The following is a 16,840-nucleotide window of genomic DNA, read 5'->3' as shown; positions in this document are numbered from 1 at the left end:
AACATCAGCCACATCAATTGTGTTAAATGATTTGATGGGTTTAAATTCATCATCCAAAATCCCAACGCTACCGCATGAAACAAATATTTGATCAGCTTTCTGCAGACTTTAGTAAGCTCACTACTCAACGTTACAGTACCAGCTTTTCTTTGGGTATTTATTTCTTGGGGAAGGAGTTGCGTCAGCCAATTTATTCTATTTATGGTTTTGTGCGTTTGGCTGATGAAATTGTAGATAGTTTTCACGAATTTGATAAGCAATATCTGCTGGATAAATTTAAGCAAGATACCTTTGAGGCCATCGATTTAGGAATTAGTTTAAACCCCATTTTAAATTCTTTTCAGAAAGTTGTTAACCAATATCAAATCGATCATGAGCTGATTTCTCTTTTTTTAAACAGCATGGAAATGGATCTTCAGGAAAAAATATACACGCCCGAGTTATATGGCAAATATATTTTAGGATCTGCAGAAGTTGTTGGGCTGATGTGCCTAAAAGTTTTTACCAGTGGTGATGAATCAGAATATCAGCGTTTAAAGCCATATGCAATGAAACTAGGTTCGGCCTTTCAGAAGATAAATTTTTTGCGGGATATAAAAGCAGATTTCCAAAGCCTCAACCGTAGTTATTTTCCAGATGTAAATTTGAAAGTGTTCTGTGATGTAGATAAGAAAGCCATCGAAAAAGAAATTGAGGATGAATTTGCTGAAGCACTTATTGGCATTAAAATGCTGCCCATGAGTTCTAGAAATGGTGTTTATTTATCTTATATCTATTATAAAAAGTTATTCTCTAAGATCAAGGGCTTAAGTGCAGAAAGAATAATGATGGAAAGAATTAGAATTTCAAATCATTTAAAAATCGGTTTAATGTTCGATTCCATCATCAGGCATAAATTAAATGTGATATAGGCTGAATGAAAGAACAAATAATTCTGGTTGATGTAAATGATTTTCCTGTAGGTTACATGGAAAAACTGGAGGCACATCAAAAAGGTGTACTTCACCGGGCCTTTTCCGTGTTTATCTTTAATTCAAAAAACGAATTGTTGCTACAGCAACGTGCAAAAAATAAATATCATTCTGGTGGTTTATGGACCAATACATGTTGCAGTCACCCCAGGCCTGGAGAAAATAACCTCGAAGCAGCCAATCGCCGGCTCATGGAAGAAATGGGAATGAAAGCCGATTTAAGCTATGCGTTTAATTTTACTTACGAGGCAGAATTTAATAATGGATTAATAGAGCATGAGCTTGACCATGTTTTTTTTGGAAAATCAGATCTTATTCCGGTATTAAACAGGGAAGAAGTAGAGGACTTTAAATATCTGAGCTTATCTTTATTGAAGGAAGAACTCCAATACAAACCTGATGAATATACACCATGGCTAAAAATCTGTCTGGAGAAGGTAATTGAGCATTATCAATCCTTATAAAACTAAAAACGGGCATACAGCCTAAGCCATATACCCGTATCTAAATTAACGCTCTCGGCAGCAAATATAAGGTAAGATTATTGATACTTCCAAATCATTTAATGTGTATTTTACATTTAAATTATATGATAGGGGCATGTTAAATTGATGTTTTTCTTTAAATGGCTGTTTGTCAGTGCTTTGATTCTCTTTTGAATTGTGAGCTAATTATTAAAATATTATTTTGTTAACAATAACATATCATTAAAAGACTTAACTTAACAATGTTGCACTTTTTTTAAACCTGAATTTATTTTTAATTCTTTCGTTGAAGTATCTGCCTTTTGATGTTGCAGATTTGAAGGAATTAAATATTATTTGTGGCACATTTATGTAGTGATATTTGTAGCCGCTAACAAAAATAATAGTTAATATTTTTGATTCAGCATGATAGCTAAAACTATTGATTACAGAAGAAGGCATAAATCATTTATTAACTAAATTAAATATCCTTATTTTCCTTCATCTGCATGTAGTTCAGATTCTTCTTTAGCTACCCTTATTTTTTCTTTCTTCAGATCGATTCTTATAATATTATATAAACTCATATAGATATTGGCTATCCATACAATAGAAAAAAATGAAATGATATAGCCACGCCAGTCAGGGTAAATTAAAGTATACTTGGTAATAAGTAGCATTAAAATGGTTACATAGTGGCTAAAGCAATATTCGCAGGTAAAAACATAGAAGAACTTTCTTTTAATTAACTGCTGGCAATTTTTAGATCTATCAACACAAAATAGTCTCGCTTCTTTGAAAATTTCTTCTTTGGTAACTGTCCAGGCAATGCAAGCCACTGGTATGGCAAATACGAAAAGATAATAAATAGGTAGCTCCATAAAAAAGTTGATTTGTTTATAGTAACCTTAAATACAGGTAAATGTTTACATGCATTTAAACATTTTGAATGGTATACTGTTAGATAAGTATTCAATTTATAATGTTATGGATAGATCAGAAATTATTGAACTTCTTGAGGTGATTAATCAACAAGTGAGTTCTTCGGTATTGGGCGGCAGAGATGATGATTATGAAGAATTAGAAAGTATGGGCTTAATTACCATTGATAGAGACGCTGTGCAATGGGCTGCTACAATAACACCAGCTGGAATTGCCTATTTAGGGCATGATTAATGCCCGGATGCTGGTATAGTTTGGCTTGATTATGGATTTAATCTGTTAAATTTGCAATAAGTGAAAATACCGCATGGATTTAATCTGCCATTTCACTTATACTTATGACTAATTTTCAACTTAGAACAGTTAACGTTACCAGATACGTAACGCCCCTGCGTGAGGGTGGCTCTATGCCAGCAATTGCCGAAGCGGACGATGACTTTCTGTATGTATTAAAGTTTAGAGGTGCAGGGCAGGGACCACGTGCATTAATTGCAGAATTGATTGGTGGTGAAATAGCCAGAATACTTGGTTTACGCATACCAGAATTAGTTTTTGCTCAATTAGATGAAGCTTTTGGCCGTACAGAGCCTGATGAAGAAATTCAGGATTTGCTGAAGGCCAGTGTGGGTTTAAATCTGGCGCTACATTACCTTTCAGGTGCCATTACTTTCGATCCTACTGTAACAACAGTTGATCCGAAATTAGCCTCACAAATCGTTTGGCTGGATTGTTTCTTAACCAATATGGATCGTACTTGCCGCAACACTAATATGTTAGTATGGCATAAAGAGCTTTGGTTAATCGATCACGGTGCATCATTATACTTTCATCATTCCTGGCAAAACTGGGAAGAACAGGCAACCCGCCCGTTTTTTTTGGTGAAAGATCATGTGTTGCTTCCATGGGCATCAGAACTGGAAGAGGTTGATCAGGAATTTCACACCATTCTTAATAGCGAAAAAATAAATGCCATCATTGATCTGATACCAGATGTTTGGCTGGAGGGAGAAACCAATTTCCCAACTAAAGAGGCACATAGAAAAGCTTATGCCTATTTTTTGGAAACCAGATTAAATCATTCTCAAATATTTTTAAAAGAAGCACAGCATGCAAGAGAGATACTTATTTGAGTACGCTGTTATTCGGGTAATGCCTAGGGTAGAACGCGAAGAGTTTCTTAATGTGGGCATTATTTTGTTCTGTGCGAAGAAGAAATTTTTAAAAAGTGTTTTTTTTCTGGATGAATCTAAAGTTAAGGCCCTTTATTCAAAAATTGATCTGGAAGATTTGAAAACTAATTTAGCTGCTTTTGAGCGAATTAGCATCGGAATAAAAGGATCCGGTCCGATTGGTGAGTATGATCAGGCATCCAGGTTCAGGTGGTTAACTGCCACCAGAAGTACCGTGATCCAATGTTCAAAAGTTCATCCAGGGTTTTGTGTTGATGCAGAGGAAACCATGATGAGGTTACATCATGAGCTGGTACTATAAAACTTGCTCATTAACCATTTCAATTAAGATTAATCAAATTCAATTGTCTAAAGAATATTTTAAAAACCTGCAGGATCTACTCCATATCGAGCGTGAAGAAGATTTACAGTCATATTTAAAGCTCACACAAAATACGTCAGCGGCTGATCGGAGAGTCCTTGGATTAACCTGGTATCCAATCGCAATTCGCAATACAGAAATTGGTAAAGGTGATTATTTAACGGTAGAATTAGAGCGAACTACCCATCAGGATTTGTCTCATCAGTTTCGGTTCGGTTCGTCGGTAGTATTATTTTCTAACCATGATCCAAAAACTGATCGGGTGGAAGGGATCATTTCCCACCAAAGTGCCAATAAGATGAAAGTAAGTCTTCGTGTAGATGAACTGCCAGACTGGGCCAGGGATGGTAAGCTTGGTTTAGATTTATTGTTTGATAATAATAGCTATGATGAAATGCAGCAGGCATTGAAACAAGCTACCAATCTTATCGAAGATACTGAAAACAAGTTGATTAAAGTGATCACCACTGGTGAAAAACCTTCCTTTCAGCATGTTGAAAAATTCATTCTGCCGAACGGACTAAATGAATCTCAACGACTTGCAGTAAGTAAAATCGTTTCTGCAGATCACCTGGCTATTATTCATGGTCCGCCCGGAACGGGGAAAACCACCACTATTGTTCAGGCAATAAAGTCGTTAATAAAGCATCAGGATCAAAAGATACTGGTGGTGGCGCCAAGCAATACGGCCGTTGATTTACTGACTGAAAAATTAGCGATAGAAGGTTTAAACGTCATTCGGATTGGTAATCCTGCCAGGGTTTCAGAAAGATTGGTATCAGCTACGCTAGATCATCAGATGGCAGATCATCAGGAGATGAAAACGATTAAGGCATTAAAAAAGCAGGCAAATGAATATAAAAACATGGCGCATAAATATAAGCGCAGTTTTGGCAAGGCTGAGCGTGATCAGCGTAAGGCGCTCTTTGATGAAGCGCATAAAATAGGAAGGGAAATAGAAAAGACCGAATCGTATATTATGGATCACCTGTTTAATAAAGCGCAGGTCATTACGGCAACATTGGTAGGAGCTAACCACTATACTGTTCGCCAATTAAAATACCATACTGTAGTGATTGATGAGGCTGGACAGGCTTTGGAACCAGCCTGTTGGATTCCGATTTTGAAAGCCCAAAAATTAATTTTGGCGGGAGATCATTTTCAGTTACCGCCAACTATCAAATCTACAGAAGCAGCAAAAAAAGGATTAAGTAATACTTTGTTAGAGAAGTTGGTAAACCTTCATCCTGAATCTGTTGTGCTCTTAAATGAACAGTATCGCATGAACAAAAATATCATGGGCTATTCTTCAAAGGTTTTTTATGAAGATAAATTAACTGCACATGCTTCGGTGGCTGAACAATTACTTTTTAAGGATGATGAACCACTCAATTTTATTGATACTGCCGGTTGCAGTTTTGATGAAAAATTAGATGGTACAAGCACTACTAATCCGGAAGAAGCTGCGTTTCTGATCAGACATTTACAGCAATTGGTAACCCGGTTGCAGATGGATTTTTCTTTAGAGAATTTTCCAACCATCGCCATTATTTCTCCTTACAAACAACAAGTCCAGGTTTTAAAGGCCTTAATACTGGAAGATGATCTTTTCCTCAAGTACCAGAACAAAATTGCCATCAATACCATAGATAGTTTCCAAGGGCAGGAGCGAGATGTAGTTTATATCAGCTTAACCAGAAGCAATTCGGAAGGAAATATCGGTTTCCTATCAGACACCAGGAGAATGAATGTAGCAATGACCAGAGCTAGAAAAAAATTGGTTGTAATTGGCGATAGTTCTACGCTTTCGAAGGCCAGATTTTATGGAGACTTCATTGGTTATGCAGAAAAGCTGAATACTTATCATAGCGCCTGGGAATATATTGATAGCTAGATAGAATTGTATTACAGATTATTTTTTATTTTGTATTAAATTATTATTTTTGAACAGATAATCCTAGATTTCGATTCATTTAAAGTTCAAATTGAAACAATTCATCGTTGATTTTGATTGATTTGAGTCTGAGTTCGGTGATTTAGACTTCACAGAATCCAATAAGTATTTAAATGAATCAAGGTTTGAAAATTTTAATTGCAGATGATAGCGAATTGATGCGTATCGTCATGAAAGGTTTTTTTAAGAAATTTCTATCCACATGTGAAATTTCAGAAACCTCCGATTTGTCAGAAACATTTAACCTCCTGAATAAACAAGATTTCGATTTTCTTTTGCTGGATATCAATATGCCAAGTGGCGACAGTACTCCGAATACGGTAGAAGAAATATTAGCCATACAGCAAAATGTTAAAGTTTGTATGTTTTCAGGTAATGACAAAAACACTTTAGAAAAGGACTATCTTGAAGCAGGTGCTATTGGTTTTATTCAAAAAGATAAAAACATGTCTGAAGCCTTAAGAAATATTTTAGCCAACAACTTCTAATTTATTTTCTTCAAGTTTTCCAGAAATTGACGCTCCGGCAATCAGCAGCTCATTGGTAATCATTTTAGTATATTCTGTAATTTCAGATTTAAAGTCTTTAACAGATGAACCAGATCTGATTTCTTCCAATCGCTTTTCCCACTGACCTGTTAATTCTGCCTGCGCAATCTGCTTATCTTTAACGACTTCATAAACTGCCAGCCCTTTAGTAGTTGGAACTAAATTTCTTTTTTCACGTGTGATATAGGTACGTGTAATCAATGTTTCAATGATAGATGCACGGGTAGCTGGTGTACCTAATCCACTGTCTTTCATAGCGTAACGCAATTCTTCATCTTCTATTTCTTTACCACAGGTTTCAAGAGCCTTAAGCAGTGATGCCTCATTATACATCGCTTTTGGTTTGGTCTGCTTTTCTAAAAGTGACTTTTCGGTAATAGGCAATTGCTCTCCAACTGCAACCTTAGGTAAAGCGGCATTGTCTTCATCCTTTTTATCTTCATCAGTTTCATTAAAAACAGAGCGCCATCCTGCTGATCGGATTACTGTTCCGTTAGCCAGAAAAGTTAAACCCGACTGAATGGTGATTTTGGTAATTTCCTTCAAGCATTCCTGATGGAAAGCTTCAATCATCCTGCCCACCACCATATCGTAAATGGCTTGTCTGTCGCTGCTTAAACCATAAGCTTCTTCACCCGTAGGTAAAACTGCATGGTGATCAGTTACCTTTTTAGCGTTTACACTGCGCTTATTGAGTTTGATGGTTTGCAAAAATTGAGCTTGTTTACCAAAATCCGGATGGTTGATAAATTTTGAAATTAAATCAGGCACTCCTGCAAAAACATCATCACCAATATATCTGGAACCTGTACGCGGATAAGAAACCAGCTTGCTTTCATATAAGTTTTGTAAAATACCCAAAGTCTGATCGGCGGTATAACCTTTCTTTTTGTTGGCTTCTTGCTGCAAACTACTCAGATCGTGTAAAAGTGGTGGCGGTTCTTTTCTGGGCTTAGCCTCCACAGCAGTGATGTTTCCACCATTTGGAAATCCAGAGGCTACATCTTCCACCAGTGCAAATAATTTCTTTGCTTCTTCCTTGTCTTTATAGTTTGTGGTAGAAACGGCCTTAAAAATCTGCTCATCTTTAATCAACAAAATACTAAGCTGATAGTAAGTTTGCGGAACAAAGTTTTTAATTTCCAGGAAACGGGCACAAATCATTGCGAGGGTAGGTGTTTGCACTCTGCCTAATGATAAAACTGTTCTGTTTCCTGCCGAAATACTGAGTGCCTGCGTAGCATTCATTCCCACCAGCCAATCTGATTCGGAGCGACAATGAGCAGAATTAAAAAGCGTATCGTAATCTGTTCCAGGCTTTAAATTTCTAAAACCATCTTTAATGGCTTCATCAGTTTGCGAGGAAATCCAAAGTCTTTTAAAAGGCTTTTTGCATTTCAGATAATAATAAATGTAGCGGAAAATTAATTCACCTTCCCGCCCGGCATCCGTAGCCACTATAATTTCTGTTGCCTCATCAAAAAGCTTTTTAATCGTGTCTAACTGTTTCCTTACCGCAGGATCCTCCACAAAACCGTCTTTGGTTTTTATTTTACGAATGGCTAGTTTAAATTTAGCTGGCAACATGGGTAGATGCTGTTTTCTCCAGCCAATAAAGCCATAATCCTGAGGCGGAGCCAATTGTAACAAATGCCCAAAAGCCCAGGTAAAAGAATATCCTTTACCTTCAATGTATCCATCTTTTCTGGTGGTCGCTCCGAAAACTTTAGCAAGTTCACGACCAACAGAAGGCTTTTCTGCAATTACAATTTTCATGAATGGAGCTTATTTTTCAAACCTCAAAGATCGCTAAAATAACTTATGACAAGCTTAATTTTTTACTCACACGTTAAAGTATTGAGCATTAAACATTTTGCTGCTTTCGGCATTAAATTCTGCTAAGTTTTTAAACTGTAAGATGGTATTTATTGTATTTTACGCAGCAGTTTGCAACCGGAGTAAGTCAGAATGAAGAAATACAGTTTGTTATTTTAAGTTTTTTTTTCTTCGGTCAAAATGATAATATGACTCGAATCAGTTGGTAACAATTGCTACTTATTCAAATCTTAATGGTGAATGGAAAAACAGTATAACTTATTTAATCATGAAATTCAGGTTCACTTCGAACCAAAATTAGTAAGAGTATTTAGTAATGCGGAACTTTGGGCATTCCTGAAAGATGATGTAGCAACACGATTTGAAATTTTAGCAAAAACGATTAAAGATGATTACAAGGACAGATATGGTGAAGAACTTAAAATTACGAATGATTCCTTAATCGTAGAAATTTTGGTTCACGTATACTGTGATTATATAGGTTTAAGATTTAATCGTGTAGTGAAGATTAAATTTATTCAGAAATTAGTGGTTAAGCTGCTAGAACGTGCTGAAGTGGTGGACTGCGGGGAGCGGAGTGTTGACGGCAACCGTTGGTTTTGGGATATACTCGCCAGATACAAGAAAGCCTTTATTAAAATTCTGCCCAAAAATTTAAACAAAAGAAAGTTGAAGCCAGCAGTGGCTTGTTAAAGTTCTTTTGCCAAATTTACCAGGAAGCCTTTTAGTTTTTCTAAAGAATCAATTATCTTTTGATTTTCTTTTACATCCGATTTATTATTCTTTAAATGCTCTTTAGCGCCTTTTAATGTAAAGCCTTTTTCATCCACTAAATTGAAAATGATTTTAAGGTTTTCAATATCTTCAGGAGTAAAAAGCCGATTGCCTTTCTTGTTTTTTTTGGGCTGGAGGATATCAAATTCCTTCTCGTAAAAACGGATTTGAGAGGCGTTTACATTAAACATTTCAGTCACTTCGCCCATCGTATAATACATTTTATTAATGTCTCTTTCTTTGTACGGCATAACTTGTGCTTGATTGTTAGGGTTTTACATCGATTATTTAAAGCATTCAAATGTAGCTCGATTTTTCCTGATTAACGCAATAAAATTTTAATTTTGTTCCTTCAATATTTAAAATAATGACAGCTAAAGAGATAAGACAGGCATTTCTTAATTTTTTCGAACAGAAACAACATCATGTTGTGGCTTCGGCACCAATAGTAGTAAAAAACGACCCTACTTTAATGTTTACCAACGCCGGTATGAATCAGTTTAAGGATTTGTTTTTAGGAGAGGCTGCTATTAAATATGCAAGGGTTACCGACACACAGCGTTGCTTACGGGTATCAGGCAAACACAATGATTTAGAAGAAGTAGGGATTGATACCTATCACCATACCATGTTTGAAATGCTTGGAAACTGGAGTTTTGGTGATTACTTTAAAAAAGAAGCCATTGAATGGAGCTGGGAATTATTAACTGAGGTTTATAAAATACCAAAAGATCAACTATACGTTACCTATTTTGAAGGTGATGAAAAACAGGGTTTGGAAAAAGATCAGGAAGCTTATGACCTCTGGAAACAATACGTGGATGAAAGCCATATCTTACCCGGCAATAAGAAAGATAATTTCTGGGAAATGGGTGAAACAGGTCCTTGTGGCCCGTGTTCTGAAATTCATGTAGATTGCCGTAAGGATGAAGAAAAAGCATTGGTTAATGGTGCTACGTTAGTAAATGCCGATCATCCACAGGTAATCGAAATCTGGAACAATGTTTTTATGCAGTTTAACCGTTTAAAAGATGGTTCATTGCAAAGTTTACCTGCTAAACATGTTGATACGGGAATGGGTTTTGAAAGATTGGTAAGGGTATTACAGGAAAAAACCTCCAATTACGATACGGATGTTTTCCAGCCGATGATTCAGTTTATTGCGGAGAAATCAGGCATTCCATATGGTGTTGATGAAAAAACAGACATTGCGATGCGTGTAATGGCAGATCATATTCGTGCCATTTCCTTCGTCATTGCAGATGGTCAGTTGCCTTCCAACAATAAAGCGGGCTACGTCATCCGCCGGATTTTACGTCGTGCGGTGCGTTATGCTTACACCTTTTTAAATTTCAAAGAGCCATTTTTGAATCAACTGGTACCTTTACTGGCTGATCAATTTAAAGGTGTTTTTGATGGATTGGTTGCACAACAGGATTTTGTACAGAAAGTGGTTTTGGAAGAAGAAGTTTCTTTTTTGAGGACATTAGAAAAAGGTATTAATCTTTTTAATAGCTATATTAATAGTGAGTCTGATTCATCTAAAACTTACGGTTTTTCAATAGATTCTATTTCAGGAGAAGAGCCGCTAAAGGATAGGATGATTCTTGGTAGCTTTGCATTTTTGTTATCTGATACATTTGGTTTTCCAATTGATTTAACAGAATTAATGGCCCGTGAAAAAGGTTGGTCAGTTGATTTGAAGGCATACGAACAAGCATTAAAGAAACAAAAAGATGATAGCCGTGCTGCCACAGCCATTGATACTGGTGATTGGGTGATTGTTAATGCCGATGATCAAAGTGAATTTGTAGGTTATGATGATTTAGAAATTGAAACGGAGATTTTAAAATACCGCAAGGTTAAAGCAAAAGGGAAGGAGCAATACCAGATTGTTTTACGCCAGACACCTTTTTACGCCGAAAGTGGCGGTCAGGTTGGAGACACTGGTCGTTTAGAAGATCACAGTCGCCAGTTTTGGGTAGATATTACAGATACCAAGAAAGAAAACGGATTAACAGTGCATTTTGCAGATATTCTGCCAGATAACCTGGAAGGAAAATTTTGGGCAGTGGTAGATGAAGATAAACGTGTGCTCACTGAAGATAATCACTCTGCGACACACTTGTTGCATGCTGCTCTAAAACAGGTTTTAGGTCAGCATGTTAACCAGAAAGGTTCATTGGTGAATGCAGATTACTTACGTTTCGATTTTTCTCATTTTGCTAAAGTAACTGAAGAAGAGCTGGCCCAAATTGAAGTTATTGTTAACCAGAAAATCAGAGCAAACATTAAGCTGAAAGAACAAAGAAATGTACCTTATCAAGATGCCATCGAAAGTGGTGTAACAGCTTTATTTGGTGAAAAATATGGTGATTTTGTTCGAATGATTACTTTTGATGATCATTTCTCCAAAGAACTTTGTGGCGGAACGCATGTTAAGGCCACTGGTCAAATCGGCTCATTTAAGATTATTTCTGAAAGTGCGGTTGCAGCGGGTGTACGCCGGATTGAGGCCATTACTGCAGATAAAGCTGAACAATATTTCTTAGATCAACGCAGAGAGTTGGGTCACTTAAAGGCACTGCTGAATGGATCAAAAGATCTTTCGGCATCAGTTCAGGCTTTACTGGATGAAAATGCCAGATTGAAAAAAGAAATTGAAAAAACCACTTTAGAGCGGGTTGGAAACTTAAAGAATGAAATTGTGCACCATGTTAGGGGCATAAATGGGGTAAATCTTATTGCCAGACACATTGATCTCCAAAGCGCTGATGCCATTAAAAATCTAGCTTTCTCGCTAAAAGATATGGTTGATAATCTCTTTTTAGTATTTACCACGGAGATTGATGGTAAACCAGGTATTACCGTAATGTTATCTGATGGCCTGGTAAGACAGGGAATGAATGCATCAAACATCGTTCGCGAGCTAGGTAAGGAAATTCAGGGTGGAGGCGGCGGCCAGCCTTTTTATGCTACGGCTGGCGGTAAAAACCCTGCCGATTTAGCTAAGGTGCTGGAGAAAGCTGAAAGTTTCATCCCGCAAGGATAATTTTATTTATTTTCCGTCATTGCTTCAATCGGTTTTTCATCGATTGAAGCAATTTCATTTGTGATGTTACTTGAGATTAGATTGCTTCGTAGCAATGGTATCATTTCTTAAATAACTAAATGTCAATAAATTACAAAAAAAATCACTTACGTTAATTTTTAGGCAATAAATTATCCCTTAACATGATAGCGAGTGTTTAAAGCGATCGCTATACCTATTCAATAAGGCCCTAACCACTGTTTCTTCGTTCTACTTTTGGACCGGCATGGTCAATTTTTCGGGATGGCACTGTTCAGGCCAACCTACTGACTTCCACAGAAAAATTGCGAGCCGGCAACTTTGCTTCTTTGGTTGCCCAAAGAAGAGAGCCTGTCTGGCGAAGACAAAATAAAATCGCAATTGTAGCAAGGATGTGAGGTCATTTTGTAATTGATGGTTCAACCTTTTCATAGTTTGCTGATGGCTTCGTGCCTACGATTGACGTAATTTACTAAATTGCTAAAGGTCAATTAATTAGAAAGACGTCATTTATATTGATTTTTATAAAATAAATAATCCATCGCAATGACTAGCCGAGTATTAAGGATTAATGATATTTCCTTAATGCCTTGATCGCAATAAACAATCCAATCAGTGTTAAAGATGCACTTAAAATAAAGGGTGCGCCAGGAAAATATAATGGTGTTCCATCTTCAATAAAATAAACAAAGATATGGCTAACCAACCACGGCCCGATAATAGCAGCAAGGCTTTGCAAACTGGTGGTAATTCCTTGAATTTCTCCCTGAGCATTTTCTGGAACCTGATTGGAAATAATGCTTTGCATTGCTGGTCCGCCAATACCCGCCAGGCAATACGGAATAATAAACAACATCATCATTGTTCCGTTTTTAGCAAATGCAAAGCATAGAAAACCAATCACGTATAATATTAATCCAGTATAAATGGCCTTTCTATTTCCAATTATCGGAATCACTACCCGAATCAGTCCACCTTGAACCAATGCCACCATAATTCCGACTACGGCTAGCGAATAACCAATCATCTTAGGTGTCCATTGAAACTTTTCAATCACATAATAAGACCAGTTGGATTGAACAGAATGACTGGCGATATAAAGTAATAATAAGGTGGCCAGCAAGCCTAAAATTGCGGGGTATTTTGCAGCATTGATAAACGAGCCGACTGGATTGGCACGTTTCCATGAAAAATTTCTACGTTTCTCTTTTACCAGCGACTCAGGCAAAATAAAATAACCATATAACCAGTTGAGTAATGAGAGGCCGGCTGCAACCATAAAAGGTAAGCGCAACCCAAAGCTGCTGAGCAAGCCTCCACCAACTGAGCCTAAAATAAAACCTAAACCAAATGCAGCACCTACTAACCCAAAGTTTTGAGCCTTTTTCTCAGGTGTCGATATATCAGCAATATAAGCCATACCCGTTGTAAAACTAGCGCCGGTAATCCCGGCAATAATTCTCCCTATAAAAAACCAAAAAATTGATGGTGCAAAGGAGAGAAGCAGATAATCCATGCCCAGACCAAATAGAGAAAAAAGCAGTATAGGTCGCCTACCATATTGATCACTCAAACCACCTAATATGGGCGAAAAAATGAACTGGGGTAAAGCAAATGCAACCATTAAATAGCCTCCATAATCTGCAGCCACACTGGTGCTTCCGCCAGTAAATTCTTTTATTAAATTTGGTAAAACCGGAATGATGATTCCGAAACCAGTACAATCAATCAAGAGCGTAATCATGATGAAGATCATCGCAGATTGTTTCTGCTTAGCCATAAGTTTGGGTTATATACAAAAATAGAATTTTGAAGCTAATCTTTTAAAGGTTATTGTTTTAATTCAGGAATAAGATGCTGGCTTGATTTATAAAGATTGTTAGCATAAGTTATTAAATGAGCGTATTAGGATATGTTGAATTAATATTAAAAATAAAAACTTATTTAAATACGACTGTAAGAACACCAAAATAATCTTTCATCTAAAAACCATTAACTGTGGTCAAAACTTTTCCACAATGCCTTATTTCGGCATATTTTTGCTAAATTCGCAAGGTTATAACAATAGCTTTTTGAAACATCGTTTTTGATAACGAGAATAATAACTTATGGCAGAAGATTTAGAAAATCAACAAAACGACAAAATCATCCAGATTAATATAGAGGAGCAGATGAAATCAGCCTACATTGACTATTCAATGTCGGTGATCGTATCAAGGGCTTTGCCTGATGTACGTGATGGATTGAAACCGGTTCACCGCCGTGTTTTATTCGGCATGCTTGATCTGGGTGTGACCAGTAATAAACCACATAAAAAATCTGCCCGTATTGTTGGTGAAGTTTTAGGTAAGTATCACCCACATGGTGATGCATCTGTATATTTCACCATGGTTCGTATGGCTCAGGATTGGAGTTTACGTTATCCAATGGTAGATGGACAAGGAAACTTTGGCCACATCGATGGGGACTCTCCAGCTGCAATGCGTTATACAGAGGCACGTTTCTCTAAAATTGCAGAAGAAATGCTGGCTGATATCAATAAGGATACAGTAGATTTTCAATTAAACTTTGATGATACTTTACAGGAACCAACGGTTTTACCTGCAAAAATTCCTAATTTACTTGTAAACGGATCATCAGGTATTGCAGTGGGTATGGCCACTAACATGGCACCACATAATTTAACTGAAGTAATTGATGGCGTAGTTGGTTATATAGACAACAGGGATATCACGATTGAGGAATTAATGAAGTTTGTAAAAGCTCCTGATTTTCCTACAGGTGGTATCATTTATGGCTATACAGGTGTAAAAGAAGCTTTTGAAACAGGCCGTGGGCGTATTGTTATGCGTGCCAAAGCTGAAATTGAGAGTATTAAAGACCGTGAAGTAATTATCGTAACCGAAATCCCTTACCAGGTTAATAAAGCACAAATGATTGAGCGTACTGCTGAATTGGTTGGCGAAAAGAAACTGGAAGGCATATCAAACATCAAGGATGAATCAAATAAAGATGGTATCCGGATCGTTTACGAAATTAAACGTGATGCCAATGCTTCAATCGTTTTAAATAACCTATATAAGTATACTGCTTTACAAACATCGTTCAGTGTAAATAATATTGCATTGGTGAAAGGTCGTCCGCAAATGTTAAATCTGAAAGATTTAATTGTACATTTTGTAGACCACAGACACGATGTAATTGTTCGCCGTACCAAATATGAATTATCAGAGGCTGAAAAACGTGCACACATTTTAGAGGGATATTTAATTGCACTCGATCATTTAGATGAAGTAATTAAATTAATCCGTGCATCTGAAACTCCGGAAGAGGCTCGTTTAGGCTTGATGGAGCAATTTGGTTTAAGCGATCTTCAGGCGCGTGCCATTCTGGATATGACGCTTCGTCGTTTAACAGGACTAGAGCGTGATAAAATCAAGGATGAATATGCAGAATTAATGAAAACCATCGAATATTTGAAATCTATCCTGGCTGATGAAGGTTTGCGAATGCAGATCATAAAAGATGAGCTGGCGGAGATTCAACAGAAATTTGGCGATGAGCGTAGAACAACTATCGTTCACTCTGCTGAAGATATGAGCATGGAAGATTTCATTGATGATGAAGAGGTAGTCATTACCATATCTCATGAAGGTTATGTGAAACGTACTCCAGCAACAGAATTCAGGGCCCAGGGTAGAGGTGGAAAAGGATCTAAAGGAAGCACATCCAGAAATGAAGATTTTATTGAACATATGCTGGTGGCCACCAACCACAATTATATGTTATTCTTTACTGAAGCTGGAAGATGTTTCTGGCTGAGGGTTTATGAAATTCCGGAAGGTTCCAGAACCAGTAAAGGACGGGCAATACAGAATATCATCAACATTCCAAAAGATGAGAAAATTAAGGCTTACATTAAAGTTAAGAACCTGAAAGATCAGGAATACTTAGAGAACAATTTTATTATTATGTGTACTAAAAAAGGTACCATTAAGAAAACTTCTCTTGAAGCTTATTCACGTCCGCGTGTAAATGGTATTAACGCCATCAATATCAATGAAGGCGACGTATTACTAGAAGCTTGTTTAACTAACGGTCAGAGCGAAATTGTAATGGCATTACGTTCTGGCAGAGCAATTCGCTTCAACGAAAGTACGGTTCGCCCGATGGGTAGAACAGCAACTGGAGTGCGTGGTGTGAGACTTGCTCATGATAAAGATGAAGTTGTTGGCATGATTGCTGTAAACAATCCGGAGGTTACGGTGTTAGTAGTATCAGAAAAAGGATACGGTAAACGTACGGACATTGAAGATTATCGCGTAACTAATCGTGGCGGTAAAGGTGTAAAAACTATCAATGTAACTGAGAAAACCGGGCAATTAGTATCCATTAAAGACGTTACAGATAGCGAAGATCTGATGATCATTAACCGTTCAGGTATTGTAATCAGAATTCCTGTTTCAGCATTAAGAGTAATGGGACGTGCTACACAAGGAGTACGTTTAATCTCGCTGAAGGGTGATGATGAGATTGCATCGGTTACGAAGATTGATCACGAGGAGGATGAAGAAGAAACAGTTGATTTAGATAGTGTATTGGTAGTTGATGGCGAAGAAATAGAAGCTGATCCAACCGCTGAAGCTGAAGAAACTGAAGAAGAGGAGGAAGAAGGTGATGCTGATAACGAAACGGAAGAATAAATTAAACTAAAATAAAAATTAGAATAA

The 16,840-nt window shown here is 37.0% G+C and carries 15 protein-coding genes; 10 read left to right on the top strand and 5 right to left on the bottom strand.

The window, feature by feature from the left end; translation table 11 throughout:
• The first annotated feature begins 74 nt into the window (after positions 1-74).
• A complete protein-coding gene (locus AN34_RS10905; RefSeq protein ID WP_029285270.1) occupies positions 75-911 on the top strand; it encodes a phytoene/squalene synthase family protein in 837 nt (278 codons plus the stop codon).
• Positions 912-916: 5 nt separating this feature from the next.
• Positions 917-1,435: an isopentenyl-diphosphate Delta-isomerase gene (gene idi, locus AN34_RS10900; RefSeq protein ID WP_029285268.1), complete on the top strand. Its 519-nt coding sequence runs from the start codon at positions 917-919 to the stop codon at positions 1,433-1,435.
• A gap of 252 nt (positions 1,436-1,687) precedes the next feature.
• On the opposite strand, the gene AN34_RS10895 is transcribed toward idi, so the two are convergent.
• A complete protein-coding gene (locus AN34_RS10895) occupies positions 1,688-1,897 on the bottom strand; it encodes a KTSC domain-containing protein (protein ID WP_029285265.1) in 210 nt (69 codons plus the stop codon).
• Positions 1,898-1,926: 29 nt separating this feature from the next.
• Positions 1,927-2,316, bottom strand: coding sequence for a hypothetical protein (locus AN34_RS10890; RefSeq protein WP_029285263.1), 390 nt, complete (start codon positions 2,314-2,316; stop codon positions 1,927-1,929).
• A gap of 106 nt (positions 2,317-2,422) precedes the next feature.
• On the opposite strand from AN34_RS10890, the gene AN34_RS10885 reads away from it, so the two are divergent.
• The 5 genes from AN34_RS10885 to AN34_RS10865 all read left to right on the top strand — a co-directional run bounded on the left by AN34_RS10885 (position 2,423) and on the right by AN34_RS10865 (position 6,370).
• Complete coding sequence (locus tag AN34_RS10885) at positions 2,423-2,611, top strand: hypothetical protein (protein WP_029285261.1); 189 nt, start codon at positions 2,423-2,425, stop codon at positions 2,609-2,611.
• Between the two features lie 104 nt (positions 2,612-2,715).
• Positions 2,716-3,507, top strand: a complete 792-nt coding sequence (locus AN34_RS10880; protein WP_029285259.1) for a HipA family kinase — start codon at positions 2,716-2,718, stop codon at positions 3,505-3,507.
• Positions 3,485-3,868 (top strand): DUF3037 domain-containing protein, encoded by a 384-nt coding sequence (locus AN34_RS10875; protein ID WP_029285257.1) that lies wholly within the window; start codon positions 3,485-3,487, stop codon positions 3,866-3,868. Before AN34_RS10880 ends, AN34_RS10875 begins: the two co-directional genes overlap by 23 nt.
• Before the next feature lie 43 nt (positions 3,869-3,911).
• Positions 3,912-5,822: an AAA domain-containing protein gene (locus AN34_RS10870; protein ID WP_029285255.1), complete on the top strand. Its 1,911-nt coding sequence runs from the start codon at positions 3,912-3,914 to the stop codon at positions 5,820-5,822.
• Positions 5,823-5,995: 173 nt separating this feature from the next.
• The gene (locus tag AN34_RS10865) at positions 5,996-6,370 is read left to right on the top strand and encodes a response regulator (protein WP_029285253.1); all 375 of its coding nucleotides are present in this window, start codon (positions 5,996-5,998) and stop codon (positions 6,368-6,370) included.
• Here the strand turns inward: AN34_RS10865 and topB are convergent.
• The gene (gene topB, locus AN34_RS10860) at positions 6,353-8,206 is read right to left on the bottom strand and encodes a DNA topoisomerase III (RefSeq protein ID WP_029285251.1); all 1,854 of its coding nucleotides are present in this window, start codon (positions 8,204-8,206) and stop codon (positions 6,353-6,355) included. The two genes, AN34_RS10865 and topB, sit on opposite strands and share 18 nt — an antisense overlap.
• 300 nt (positions 8,207-8,506) lie before the next feature.
• On the opposite strand from topB, the gene AN34_RS10855 reads away from it, so the two are divergent.
• Entirely contained in the window at positions 8,507-8,959 is a 453-nt protein-coding gene (locus tag AN34_RS10855) for a hypothetical protein (protein WP_029285249.1), read from the top strand.
• Here AN34_RS10855 and AN34_RS10850 read toward each other — a convergent pair.
• Positions 8,956-9,291, bottom strand: a complete 336-nt coding sequence (locus tag AN34_RS10850; protein ID WP_029285247.1) for a MerR family transcriptional regulator — start codon at positions 9,289-9,291, stop codon at positions 8,956-8,958. The genes AN34_RS10855 and AN34_RS10850 overlap by 4 nt on opposite strands.
• Before the next feature lie 116 nt (positions 9,292-9,407).
• Between AN34_RS10850 and alaS the strand changes: the two genes are divergently transcribed.
• Positions 9,408-12,092, top strand: coding sequence for an alanine--tRNA ligase (gene alaS / locus AN34_RS10845; protein ID WP_029285245.1), 2,685 nt, complete (start codon positions 9,408-9,410; stop codon positions 12,090-12,092).
• Between the two features lie 586 nt (positions 12,093-12,678).
• Here alaS and AN34_RS10840 read toward each other — a convergent pair.
• Positions 12,679-13,890: a tetracycline resistance MFS efflux pump gene (locus tag AN34_RS10840; protein ID WP_029285243.1), complete on the bottom strand. Its 1,212-nt coding sequence runs from the start codon at positions 13,888-13,890 to the stop codon at positions 12,679-12,681.
• Positions 13,891-14,218: 328 nt separating this feature from the next.
• Between AN34_RS10840 and gyrA the strand changes: the two genes are divergently transcribed.
• The gene (gene gyrA / locus AN34_RS10835; RefSeq protein WP_029285241.1) at positions 14,219-16,813 is read left to right on the top strand and encodes a DNA gyrase subunit A; all 2,595 of its coding nucleotides are present in this window, start codon (positions 14,219-14,221) and stop codon (positions 16,811-16,813) included.
• The last annotated feature ends 27 nt before the right edge of the window (positions 16,814-16,840 follow it).

The sequence above is a fragment of the Pedobacter sp. R20-19 genome, from assembly GCF_000708265.2.
GTDB lineage: Bacteria > Bacteroidota > Bacteroidia > Sphingobacteriales > Sphingobacteriaceae > Pedobacter.
The sequence above is the reverse complement of the archived record's forward strand: the minus strand, read 5'-3'. Positions and strand labels throughout refer to the sequence as shown.